Here is a 12,825-nt window from a genome sequence, read left to right on the forward strand (position 1 = left end):
ATGAATAAAAAGCTATGAAGGGAGTCTAGTAGTGCCTCTATCCCTGCTAAAGAGAGCTGGCGGTCGCTGTGAGCCAGTGCATATAGACGTTATGAATTACCTCCCAGAGCTTTCACTGTGAATGAATGTTTGATTTCTATTAGCGGTGACCGGATAAACCGTTATCTTATTTGAGTGGAAGAAATTTTTTTCTTCAATTTGGGTGGTACCGCGCATATTTACTGCGTCCCTGCATAATTGCAGGGACGTTTTTTATTTTTTTTGAAGCAAGGAGCTTACGTTATCATTTTAGGAGGAGTTAATATGGAGTTACTGGAAGAGTTAAAATGGAGAGGGATTATTTACCAGCAGACAGATGAAGAAGGCATTAAGGAAACATTAGAAAAGGAAAAGATTTCATTATATTGTGGTGTAGACCCAACAGCGGATAGCATGCATATTGGTCACTTATTACCATTCTTGACATTGAGACGATTCCAGAAGCAAGGTCACCGCCCGATTGTGCTTGTCGGGGGAGCAACAGGTATGATTGGTGATCCAAGTGGTAAAAGTGAAGAACGGAAGCTGCAAACAACCGAAACGATCCAACACAATGTAGAATGTATTCAAAAGCAATTAAGTCACATTTTTGATTTTGACGGTGAGCAAGGCGCCAAAATGGTGAATAACTATGATTGGGTTGGCTCAATGGATATAGTTACTTTCCTACGCGACTACGGTAAACATGTTGGTGTAAATTATATGCTAGCTAAAGATACGGTGGCCAATCGTTTAGAAACGGGAATTTCATTTACTGAATTCACTTATACAATTTTACAGGCGATGGACTTCTTGCATCTATACCAAAACTACGATTGTAAAATGCAAATCGGTGGAAGCGATCAGTGGGGAAATATTACAACTGGATTAGAATTAATTCGTAAAATGGCATCAGAAGGCTCTAAAGCGTTTGGGCTAACCATTCCACTTGTAACAAAGGCTGATGGAACAAAGTTTGGAAAAACAGAAAGTGGGGCAGTATGGCTAGATCCTGAAAAAACATCGCCATATGAATTTTACCAGTTCTGGATTAATACAGCTGATGCAGACGTTCTTAAATACTTGAAATTCTTTACATTTTTATCCAAAGAGGAGATAGAAGAATTAGAGGAATCAGTAAAAACAGAACCGCATTTACGAAAAGCACAGAAAGCATTAGCAGAAGAAATGACAAGACTTATTCACGGACAGGAGTCTCTTGACCAAGCAATTAAGATTACAGAAGCACTGTTCAAGGGTGAAATCCAAAACTTAACAGCTGCAGAAGTTAAACAAGGATTTAAAGATGTACCATCATACGAACACAAAACAGGAGAAGATATCATAATTATAGATTTACTCATTGCAGCTGGAATTGTTTCTTCAAAAAGGCAAGCCCGTGAGGATGTTACGAATGGAGCGATTTCAATTAACGGTCAACGTGTTACTGAAACCGATTATATTGTTTCTGAAAAAGATCGAATTGAGAGCCAATTTACCGTTGTTCGCCGCGGTAAAAAGAAATACTTTTTAATTAAATATGTATAAAATTATACAAAAAACCCCTAATTGTGATGATCACTTTTAGGGGTTTTTGATATAAGTATTTATAAAAATAACGTAACTATCAAAAAACCACCAAAAAACGATTCTTCCGAAGTGTAAAAATCTTCAAATAAAATGTTACATAGAATTGAATTTGGGGTAATAATATTTTGACTATTTGTGCAATCGATAGCTTTAATAGTTTGTTAGAGACGAAAAGTCTATACAACGTATCAAATATAAGAAAGCGTGCAAGAAAGCCACGAGAGAGAATAGAGCATTTGAACAAACAATATGAGGCGGTTCTGATTGGGTGGATAAGTTTTCTAGAGAAAAGAAAGTATGTGAAATCGCTTGCATATTTTTAAACAATAAAATTATTCAGAATATTTGTTGACAAATCGACTATTTTGAAATAATATAATAATTAAATAAATCTAGGCGGATGATTATTGTAGGAGAGACTAGACATTTAGTTTAGCACCGAAGGAGCAAATCCTTGTAATAAGGAAAAATCTCTCAGGTAAAAGGACTGCAATAGGACGCATCTCTGGAGAGAGCCAATTAATTGGCCACCAAAGGGGTTATACTCTCAGGTAAAAGGACAGAGAAAAGTAGGATAAGCCTATTTTTCTCTGTCCTTTTTTGGATAAAGAGATATGCTTATTCAAAAGTATATTAATAAAGGAATTAGGGGGGAGAAACATGCAGGAACAGCAACTGCAAAGGGGTTTGAAAAACAGACATGTCCAATTGATTGCGATTGGAGGAGCGATCGGAACTGGTCTATTCTTAGGTGCAGGGAAGTCGATTCATTTAACAGGACCATCGATTTTATTTGCTTACTTGATTACAGGTGTATTTCTATTTTTTATCATGCGTGCATTAGGAGAATTACTATTAAGTAATTTAGGTTATCATTCTTTTGTCGACTTTGTGAGAGATTATCTAGGAGAAATGCCAGCATTTATAACGGGGTGGACATACTGGTTTTGCTGGATTTCACTTGCAATGGCTGATTTAACAGCAGTAGGTATGTATTTCCAGTATTGGTTTCCAGAAGTACCGCAATGGGTACCAGGATTAATGTGTTTAGCAATCTTAGTAGTTATGAATCTAGCAACCGTTAAACTTTTCGGTGAAATGGAATTTTGGTTTGCATTAATTAAAATTATTGCAATCTTAGCATTGATTGTAACCGGTATCTTTTTAATTATAACTGGCTTTACTACGAATTCGGGTCCTGCAACCCTTACAAATCTATGGAGTCATGGCGGGATGTTTCCGAATGGGATGAACGGCTTTATACTCTCATTCCAAATGGTTGTTTTCGCCTTTGTTGGCATTGAGCTAGTAGGACTTACAGCGGGTGAAACAGAAAATCCTAAGAAAGTAATTCCACAAGCGATCAATAACATTCCAATTCGGATTCTTATTTTCTACGTTGGAGCATTGATTGTCATTATGAGTGTGTATCCATGGAATGAGATCGTGCCAACTGCAAGTCCATTCGTACAGGTCTTTTCAGCTATGGGTGTTGTTGCTGCAGCTAGTATTATAAACTTTGTCGTTCTAACATCTGCCGCATCAGCGGGGAATAGTGCAATGTTCAGTACAAGCCGGATGGTCTATTCACTTGCAAAAGAGAAAAATGCACCTGTAAAAATGGCAAAACTGAATAAACGCCAAGTTCCAGCAAACGCCTTATTATTTTCAACTGCAGTTGTATTAATTTCAACTATTTTAAACTATATCATGCCTGAAGGAGTATTTACACTCATTACAAGTATTTCTACTATATGTTTCATATTCATCTGGGCGATTACAGTCATTTGTCATATGAAATATCGCAAAACAAGACCAGATTTGGCAAAAGAAAATACATTTAAAATGCCGTTATATCCAGTTATGAATTATTTAATTCTTGCGTTTCTAGCGTTTGTAGTTGTAGTTCTTGGATTTGCAGAGGATACTCGTATCGCCTTGTTTGTAACTCCTGTTTGGTTTATCATGTTAATTGCAATCTACATGTTCCGTAAGAAGAATATTAATCAAGCAGAAATCTTAAATGATGAACAGATTGCGGGAAATTAATTAACTTTATTAGGAGAAATGTAAACGCTTAAAAAATAGTTGACTTTCCAATTATTTATGTTTATTCTAATATTACAAAATTAAATATTGCGGATGAATGTTGTGGGAGAGTGCAATAAACTTAGCCACCGAAGGAGCAAGTTTCAAAAAGACCCTTGAAACAAATCTCTCAGGTAGACGGAACTACAACGTGACGCAACTCTGGAGAGCGCGTATGCGAATACGCCACCAAAGGGGAATACTCTATATATTCAGAATTTTAGAGTTAATCTCTCAGGTAAAAGGACAGAGAAGGGTAACAGTGCTACGACTGCCCTTTTCTGCCCTTTTTTTGTGCGCAAAAAAAGGGCATGGACCGAAAGTTGATCGTGTTCACAGAAAAGTAGTTCAGTAGCAATGTAGAATCATAGTTTTCAACATGAGTAGTGCTGTAACACCAAAAAATCTGAACTAAATTTCTAGGGGGAATATTGAATGAGTTTACAACAAAACGATTCAACTATTTTTGGGGCTATTGAAAATGAGAGAAGCCGTCAACTTCAAACGTTGGAGTTAATTGCATCTGAAAACTTCGTAAGTGAAAATGTTTTAGAGGCAATGGGAAGTGTAATGACAAACAAATATGCAGAAGGATATCCTGCAAAGCGTTATTATGGTGGTTGTGAGTTTGTTGATGTGGCAGAAGAAGCAGCTATTGAGCGTTTAACAAAATTATTTGGTGCTAAATATGCCAATGTTCAGCCACACTCAGGTGCAAATGCAAACCTTGCAGTATTCTTCGCATTATTACAACCTGGAGATAAGGTAATGGGGATGAACCTTTCTCATGGTGGACACTTAACACATGGAAGCCCTGTGAACTTTTCAGGAAAATGGTTTGACATTGTATCCTATGGTGTAACAGAAGACACTCATCTTATTGATTATGATGAGCTAGAAGAAATTGCGAAAAAAGAGCAACCGAAAATGATCATTGCTGGAGGAAGTGCTTATTCAAGAACGATTGATTTTGCACGCTTTAGAGAAATCGCTGATAAAGTAGGAGCAAAATTCATGGTGGATATGGCTCATATCGCAGGTCTTGTTGCAGCTGGACTTCACCCATCACCAGTTCCATATGCTGATGTTGTAACAAGTACAACTCATAAAACATTAAGAGGTCCTCGTGGCGGAATTATTTTAACAAATGATGAAGCTATCATTAAAGCTATCAATAAAGCAGTATTCCCTGGGCTTCAAGGTGGACCATTAATGCATATCATCGCAGCGAAAGCAGTTGCATTTAAGGAAGCATTAGAACCAAGCTTTAAGGAGTATTCACAACAAGTAATTGACAACGCAAAAGTACTTGGAGAAACTTTAGTAAAAGAAGGCGCTTCACTTGTTTCTGGCGGAACGGATAACCACCTTGTTCTTTTAGATACACGTCCATGGGATCTAACTGGAAAAGAAGCTGAGATCCTACTTGAAGAAGCGGGAATTACGGTTAATAAAAACACAATTCCTTATGACCCACAAAGTCCATTTGTAACAAGTGGTGTTCGTATGGGAACGGCTGCATTAACTACACGTGGAATGAAACAAGAAGAAATGGTAAAAATCGGTGAAGTTATTGCTGCTGTATTAAAGAGTAAGGGTGACAAGGAAGTTATCGAAAAAGCAAGAGAGACTACAAAAGCTATTTGTGATACATTTCCAATCTTTGCACAACCCGTTCATGCTTAAGAGTAGGGATTAAGCAATAAATTTCATAGTAGTTTTGATATTTGATACGATAAGGTCCTATAAGGTAGGACCTTATCATTCACATATTATTTGGTTGAAAATTTGAAGTGGAGGTTTAGTCATGAGTGCAGAAACAGGATTAAAGCGTACGCCGCTTTTTGAAACCTATAAGAAACATGGAGCAAAAGTGATTGATTTTGGTGGATGGGAACTACCAGTTCAGTTCTCTAGCATTTTAGAAGAACATGAGGCTGTTCGTAATGCAGCTGGTCTTTTTGATGTTTCCCATATGGGAGAGTTTATAATTGAAGGAAAAGACGCTGAAAGCTTCATTAATAGTATTGGTACAAATGACATAACAACGATAAACATCAACCAAGCACAATACACAGTTCTGTGCACCCCTGAAGGCGGTACAATTGATGATTTAATCGTTTATAAATTAGCTGATGAAAAGTACCTGCTTGTACCTAATGCAGCTAATATTGATAAAGATTACGAGTGGATCAATCAACACCTTAAAGGTGACGTATCGTTTCAAAATATTTCAAGTGAAGTGGGACAGCTTGCCCTTCAAGGTCCAAAAGCGGAAAGTATCTTGCAAAAGTTAACAGACATTGATCTTACACAAATTGCATTCTACCAATTTGCTCAAAATATAACTGTTGCTGGAATTACTGATATACTAGTATCCCGTACTGGTTACACAGGTGAAGATGGTTTCGAACTATATCTAGCAGCTGATAAAGTTGCTGAACTATGGGATAAGCTTTTAGAAGCTGGTAATGAAGATGGATTAAAACCATGTGGACTAGGAGCTCGTGATACACTTCGTCTTGAAGCAAAACTTGCTCTATACGGTCAAGAACTTTCAAAAGACATTACTCCACTTGAAGCTGGAATTGGTTTTGCTGTTAAAGTAAACAAGGAAAGCGATTTTATTGGAAAAGAAGCTCTTGCAAAACAAAAAGAAGAAGGCGTGAAACGTCGTATTGCTGGAATTGAAATAACAGGAAGAGGAATACCTCGTAATGGTTATAAAGTATTCTCAGCTTCAGGAGATGAGGAAATCGGTGTTATTACATCTGGTACTCAATCACCAACATTAAAGAAAAGCATTGGACTTGCTTTATTATCGGTTGACCATGCCAAAGTGGGAACTGAAATCAAAGTCGAAGTTCGTAATAAATTAGTAGACGCTGTTGTCGTAAAAACACCATTCTATAAAAGAGGTTAATTTTTGTAAGGAGCATGTCTGATAAACAAAGTACATAGTGCTCCTTTACAAATTTAAAATTATAAATTACTAACTAGTGAAAGGAAGATATTTAATGTCAAATTTACTATATAGCAAGGATCATGAGTGGGTACAACAATTAGAAGGAAATCGCGTAAGAATCGGAATCTCTGATTATGCACAAAATTCATTAGGGGATATCGTGTTCGTTGAAAACCCAGAAGAAGGCGACGATGTAACAGCAAATGAAGCAATGGGTTCTATTGAGTCAGTAAAAGCTGTTTCTGATTTAGTTTCACCTGTTTCAGGTTCTGTTGTTCTTGTTAATGAGGAATTAGAAGATGCTCCACAAACAGTTAACGAACAACCTCTTGAAGCTGGTTGGTTAGTCGAAGTTGAATTGTCAAATACAGAAGAATTGAAATCACTAATGAGTGAGGAAGAATACTTAGCGTTCGTTAACGAAGGAGAAGAATAAGATGACCAATACTTTTAGATACCTTCCTGATACAGAACAAGATAAAAAGGAAATGCTCGAATTCTTAGGTATGTCTTCTATTGAAGAGTTGTTTGAAGACATCCCATCCGAGCTTCGCTTAAAAGGTGAATTAAACATTCCTGAAGCAGATCCAGAACCTATTTTAATGAAGAAAATGAATAGACTGGCTGCACGTAATGTGAATGCAGATCAATATCCGATGTTTTTGGGAGCAGGTACGTACGATCACTACATCCCAAGTGTAGTCGATCATATGATTTCACGTTCTGAATTTTATACAGCCTATACACCATACCAGCCAGAAATCAGCCAAGGGGAATTACAAGCAATGTTTGAATTCCAAACTATGGTTGCTGAATTAACTGGAATGGATTTAGCGAACTCATCTATGTATGACGGTTTCACATCTCTAGCAGAAGCTGCTTCTCTAGCGGTTGCGTCAGCAAGACGTTCTAAAGTATTGATCTCAAAGGCAGTTCATCCGCAATCACGCTCGATTTTAAAAACGGTTGCTAAAGGACAAAACTACGGAGTAGAAGAAGTAAGTCTTTCTGCAGATGTAACGGATTTAGATCAATTAAAATCACAAATCGACAAAGATACAGCAGCTGTCCTTGTTCAATATCCAAACTTCTTTGGTTCTATTGAAGATTTAGCTGAAATTAAGAAAATTGCTGATGAAAATGGTGCTCTTTTAATTGTTAGTTCAAACCCGCTAGCATTAGGACTTTTACAATCTCCAGGGAAATTAGGTGCTGACATTGTGGTCGGTGATATGCAACCACTTGGCATCCCTATGAACTTTGGAGGCCCACATTGCGGATATTTCGCAGTAAAGAAAAAATACATGCGTAAAATCCCTGGACGTATCGTTGGTCAAACTCATGATGATAATGGCAAACGTGGATTTGTATTAACACTACAAGCACGTGAACAGCACATCCGTCGTGATAAAGCTACATCTAATATTTGTTCAAACCAAGCATTGAATGCCCTTGCTTCTTCTATTGCTATGTCAGCTCTTGGAAAGAATGGAATTCGTGAAATGGCACAGCAAAACATTGAGAAGGCAGACTATATGGCGAAAACTCTTCAAAACAAAGGCTTTACTGTTTTGAACCAATCACCATTCTTCAATGAGTTTGTTGTAGAACTTCCACGTCCTGTTAAGGAAGTTAATGAAAAGCTTCTTGCAAAAGGATTCATTGGTGGTTTTGACTTAGGTAATGACTATGGTCAAGAGAAACAAATGCTACTTGCAGTAACTGAACAACGTACAAAAGAAGAAATTGACCAATTTGTAGAAGCATTGGAGGCGGTTGTAAATGCTTGAGTATAACGATCTAATTTTTGAAATCAGTCGATCAGGTCGCGTTGGATACAGCCTTCCGAAAAGTGATGTTGACAGTGTAAACTTAGAAGATAAGTTCCCTAAACACTTGATTCGTGATGAAGAAGCTGAACTTCCGGAAGTAGCTGAGCTAGACCTTGTTCGTCACTATACAGCACTTTCTAATAAAAACCATGGAATCGATAACGGTTTTTACCCACTCGGTTCTTGTACGATGAAATACAATCCTAAAATTAATGAAGATGTGGCTCGTTTAGCTGGTTTTAGCCGCATTCACCCAGATCAGCCAACTGAAACGGTTCAAGGTGCACTTGAGCTTATGTACAACTTACAAGAAGAGCTAGCTGTGATTACAGGTATGGATGCAGTAACTCTACAACCTTCTGCAGGTGCACAAGGGGAATGGACTGGCTTAATGATGGTTAGAGCCTATCATGAGCAAAAAGGTGAAAACCGTACAAAAGTACTAGTTCCGGACTCTGCACACGGTACGAACCCAGCAAGTGCGACTGTAGCAGGCTATGAAACCGTTACGATTCCATCTAATGAAAATGGATTAGTTGACTTAGACGAGTTGAAGAAACATGTAAACAGTGATGTAGCTGCTTTAATGTTGACAAATCCTAATACACTTGGATTGTTTGAAAAAGAAATTAAAGAAATCGCTGAAGTAGTTCATGAAGCAGGCGGATTACTTTACTATGATGGAGCAAACTCCAATGCGATTTTAGGGAAAACAACACCAGGTGACATGGGCTTTGATGTTGTGCATTTAAACCTTCATAAAACATTCACAGGCCCACACGGCGGTGGTGGTCCAGGTTCAGGTCCAGTAGGAGTTAAGAAGGTTTTACTTCCTTACTTACCAATACCACGTGTTGAAAAAGATGGCGATAAATTTGTACTAAATTCAGATTATCCATTATCGATTGGCCGAGTAAAAGGGTATTTTGGAAACTTTGGAATTAATGTTCGTGCTTATACTTATATTCGCACATTAGGAAATGTTGGTTTACGTGAAGTTTCTGAAGGTGCGGTTCTTCATGCGAACTACTTACGTAAGCGACTTGAGCCATACTTTGATTCACCATATCAAGGACAACTTTGTAAACACGAATTTGTCTTGTCTGGTTCAAGACAAAAGAAACTTGGCGTTCGTACGCTTGATATGGCAAAACGTCTGCTTGACTTTGGTTACCATCCACCAACAATCTACTTCCCATTAAACGTGGAAGAGTGTTTAATGATTGAGCCGACTGAAACCGAGTCAAAAGAAACAATGGATGCTTTTGCGGATGCAATGATTCAAATTGCAAAAGAAGTTGAAGAAAATCCAGAAGTTGTTCTAGAAGCCCCACATACAACGGTAATTGGCCGTTTAGATGAAGTGTTGGCTGCAAGAAATCCTGTATTACGCTATACAAAAGAAAAAGCTGCGGATAAGGCAAGAGAGACCGTTAAGGCTTAAATAACATAGCCACCAAGAATGAAGGGTGTATGCTCATTCATTCTTGGTGTTATATTTAAATAATGTCTACTAACTAGGCAAATTCTGGTATAGGAGAGTATGACAACATGACCCAGGTGAAAGAACGCAAACCGGAATGGCTTAAAATAAAGTTAAATACGAACGAAGATTATAAAGGCATAAAAAAGATGATGCGGGAAGAAAGGCTTCATACCGTTTGTGAGGAAGCTAAATGTCCTAATATTCATGAATGCTGGGCAGAACGAAAAACAGCTACTTTCATGATTTTAGGAGGCATGTGTACCCGAGCCTGCCGTTTTTGTGCGGTCCAAACCGGTCTACCAACAGAATTAGATTGGGAAGAGCCAGAGCGCGTAGCAGAATCAGTTGAAAAAATGGGCTTAAAGCATGTTGTAATTACAGCTGTGGCTCGCGATGATTTAAAAGACGGAGGAGCAGCTGTATTTGCAGAGACTGTAAGAGCAGTAAGGCGTCGCAATCCATTTTGTAGCATTGAAGTCCTACCCTCTGATATGGGCGGGGTTTATGACAACTTAAAAACATTAATGGATGCAAATCCGAATATTTTAAATCATAATATAGAAACAGTCAAACGTTTATCTCCGTCTGTTCGAGCACGGGCGACTTATGAACGTTCACTTGAATTTTTAAGACGTGCAAAAGAAATCAATCCAAATACTCCAACGAAATCGAGTATTATGGTTGGTCTTGGAGAAACTAAAGAAGAACTAATTGAAGCTATGGATGACCTTCGAGCTAACAATGTGAATATTCTCACACTTGGTCAGTACTTACAGCCTTCGAAAAAGCATTTGCCAGTTCAAAAATATTGGAGTCCAGATGAATTCAATGAATTAAAGGAAATTGCAATGTCTAAAGGATTTAGTCACTGTGAATCAGGTCCACTTGTACGCTCGTCTTATCATGCAGACGAACAAGTCTCAGCGGCAAAAGCAAATATGTAGTACAAACGAAAGGGGAGAGTTCAGTGATTATTACATTAACAGAGGCAGCGTTGAATAAGCTGAAGGAAATGGTATTAACGGAAGAACATTCTCCGAGAATTGATGCCAATGTAGCAGGTGGATGTGGTGTGTCTGTTGCATTTAAACTCATTTTTGATGAACCACGTGTAGGTGATACCATCATTGAATATGAGGATATTAAAATTGCAATCGATCGGTTTTCAAAACGTTATTTAGACGAAGAAACGCAAATTGATTATAACGATGAACAAGGCTTTCTTGTAGGAGAAAGTTTTGCTTCAAGTGCATGTTCGATTGAAATCAACTAGAGAATAAACGATACTTTACGCATTAAAAATTTTATAAAAAATATAGACAGTAGAGAAAAATAAACTAGTTTATTAATAATTTTCCTGTCTTTTTATAAGTATTGTATCGGTTTAGCATATATAAAGGGAGAGAGATTAAATGGTACAAGAGTATGATGTAGTATTTATTGGTGGAGGTCCTGGCGGATATGTTGCAGCTATTCGTGCCTCTCAATTAGGATTAAAAACAGCAGTTGTTGAAAAGGCGAAATTAGGTGGAACTTGTCTTCATGCTGGTTGTATTCCTAGTAAAGCATTGCTAAGAAGTGCAGAAATTTATACAAATACTAAAAAAGCAGAAGAATTCGGAGTCATTGCTCCTGAAGTTAGTCTTGATTTTACAAAAGTACAAGCTCGTAAAGAAGAGACACAGAATCGATTATTTAACGGAATCGGACATTTAATGAAAAAAGGCAACATCGATGTTTATGATGGATTCGGAAGCTTAAAAGCTAATTCTGTGTCTGTAAAATTAAATAATGATGAAGAAGTTCTATTAAACACAAAAAATGTGATTATTGCGACTGGCTCTCGTCCGAGAACGTTACCAGGTCTTGAAATAGATGGACAATATGTTATGACTTCTGATGAAGCATTACAAATGGAGTCATTGCCAGAGTCTATCATTATTGTTGGTGGCGGAGTTATCGGTATTGAATGGGCATCTCTGCTTAACGATTTCGGTACAAAAGTAACGGTTATTGAATTTGCAGACCGAATTCTTCCAACTGAAGATAAAGATGTTTCAAAAGAAGTTCAACGTTTATTGAAGAAAAAAGGAATAAAAATCGTAACAAATGCAAAAGTTCTGCCTGAAACATTAGAAAAAGGTGATGGTGTTTCCGTTAAGGCTGAGCAAAAAGGAAAAGAGGTTTCTTACTCTGCTGATAAAGTATTAGTTTCTGTAGGAAGACAGCCGCTTGTTGAAGGAATTGGTATTGAAGATACTGCAATTGAATTAAATCGTGGTTTCATCCAAACAAATGAGTTCTATCAAACAAATGAGCCTAATATCTATGCGATTGGTGACGTTATTGGCGGATTACAACTTGCACACGTTGCTTCTCATGAAGGAATTATCGCTGTTGAACATATTGCAGGTAAAAATCCTTCACCACTTGATCCTGCTCTTGTTTCTAAATGTGTATATTCTAGCCCGGAAGTAGCTAGTGTAGGCTTAACAGAAGATCAAGCAAAAGAAAAAGGCTACGCTGTAAAAACTGGTAAATTCCCATTCCGTGCGATTGGTAAAGCACTTGTACTAGGGGATTCAGACGGCTTTGTCAAATTTGTAGTTGAAGAAGGAACAAATAAACTGTTAGGTGCACATATGGTTGGACCACATGTAACAGATATGATTACTGAAGCTGCTCTTGCTCAAGTATTAAATGCAACATCTATGGATATTGCAAATACAATTCATCCACACCCTGCTCTATCTGAAGCAATTGGAGAGGCTGCACTTGCAGTAGAGGGTATCGAGCTTCACGCATAATCGTAAGTTTTTTATACAAATATATAGAAACAATTATGA

Annotated in this window: 10 protein-coding genes, 3 riboswitches and 1 other annotated feature; all 10 genes read left to right on the forward strand. The window is 37.6% G+C overall.

Annotation, left to right across the window (positions count from 1 at the left end; translation table 11 throughout):
• Nucleotides 1–5: 5 nt before the first annotated feature.
• Nucleotides 6–234, forward strand: a binding site (T-box leader).
• A 69-nt stretch (nucleotides 235–303) separates the two neighbouring features.
• The 10 genes from tyrS (at nucleotide 304) to lpdA (ending at nucleotide 12,786) form a co-directional block, all read left to right on the forward strand.
• Nucleotides 304–1,566, forward strand: a complete 1,263-nt coding sequence (gene tyrS, locus R4Z10_RS04750; RefSeq protein WP_338472058.1) for a tyrosine--tRNA ligase — start codon at nucleotides 304–306, stop codon at nucleotides 1,564–1,566.
• 442 nt (nucleotides 1,567–2,008) lie between these two features.
• A riboswitch (glycine riboswitch) is annotated at nucleotides 2,009–2,108 on the forward strand.
• 160 nt (nucleotides 2,109–2,268) lie between these two features.
• Nucleotides 2,269–3,657, forward strand: a complete 1,389-nt coding sequence (locus R4Z10_RS04755; RefSeq protein WP_338472059.1) for an amino acid permease — start codon at nucleotides 2,269–2,271, stop codon at nucleotides 3,655–3,657.
• Between the two features lie 93 nt (nucleotides 3,658–3,750).
• Nucleotides 3,751–3,848: riboswitch (glycine riboswitch) on the forward strand.
• A riboswitch (glycine riboswitch) is annotated at nucleotides 3,849–3,956 on the forward strand. It abuts the riboswitch before it with no gap.
• Between the two features lie 175 nt (nucleotides 3,957–4,131).
• Nucleotides 4,132–5,382 carry a serine hydroxymethyltransferase gene (glyA, locus tag R4Z10_RS04760; RefSeq protein ID WP_338472060.1) on the forward strand — a complete coding sequence of 417 codons (1,251 nt, stop codon included), beginning with the start codon at nucleotides 4,132–4,134 and terminating at the stop codon, nucleotides 5,380–5,382.
• Nucleotides 5,383–5,503: 121 nt separating this feature from the next.
• The gene (gene gcvT / locus R4Z10_RS04765) at nucleotides 5,504–6,619 is read left to right on the forward strand and encodes a glycine cleavage system aminomethyltransferase GcvT (protein ID WP_338472061.1); all 1,116 of its coding nucleotides are present in this window, start codon (nucleotides 5,504–5,506) and stop codon (nucleotides 6,617–6,619) included.
• Between the two features lie 94 nt (nucleotides 6,620–6,713).
• Entirely contained in the window at nucleotides 6,714–7,097 is a 384-nt protein-coding gene (gene gcvH / locus R4Z10_RS04770) for a glycine cleavage system protein GcvH (protein ID WP_338469628.1), read from the forward strand.
• A gap of 1 nt (nucleotide 7,098) precedes the next feature.
• Complete coding sequence (gcvPA, locus tag R4Z10_RS04775) at nucleotides 7,099–8,451, forward strand: aminomethyl-transferring glycine dehydrogenase subunit GcvPA (RefSeq protein WP_338472062.1); 1,353 nt, start codon at nucleotides 7,099–7,101, stop codon at nucleotides 8,449–8,451.
• Complete coding sequence (gcvPB, locus tag R4Z10_RS04780) at nucleotides 8,444–9,937, forward strand: aminomethyl-transferring glycine dehydrogenase subunit GcvPB (protein WP_338472063.1); 1,494 nt, start codon at nucleotides 8,444–8,446, stop codon at nucleotides 9,935–9,937. The genes gcvPA and gcvPB overlap by 8 nt, the downstream gene beginning before the upstream one ends.
• A 107-nt stretch (nucleotides 9,938–10,044) precedes the next feature.
• Nucleotides 10,045–10,923 carry a lipoyl synthase gene (gene lipA / locus R4Z10_RS04785; protein WP_338472064.1) on the forward strand — a complete coding sequence of 293 codons (879 nt, stop codon included), beginning with the start codon at nucleotides 10,045–10,047 and terminating at the stop codon, nucleotides 10,921–10,923.
• Between the two features lie 23 nt (nucleotides 10,924–10,946).
• Complete coding sequence (locus tag R4Z10_RS04790) at nucleotides 10,947–11,252, forward strand: iron-sulfur cluster biosynthesis family protein (protein WP_338472065.1); 306 nt, start codon at nucleotides 10,947–10,949, stop codon at nucleotides 11,250–11,252.
• Nucleotides 11,253–11,391: 139 nt separating this feature from the next.
• Nucleotides 11,392–12,786 (forward strand): dihydrolipoyl dehydrogenase, encoded by a 1,395-nt coding sequence (lpdA, locus tag R4Z10_RS04795; RefSeq protein WP_338472066.1) that lies wholly within the window; start codon nucleotides 11,392–11,394, stop codon nucleotides 12,784–12,786.
• The last annotated feature ends 39 nt before the right edge of the window (nucleotides 12,787–12,825 follow it).

The sequence above is a fragment of the Niallia sp. XMNu-256 genome (assembly GCF_036670015.1).
GTDB lineage: Bacteria > Bacillota > Bacilli > Bacillales > Cytobacillaceae > Bacillus_BD.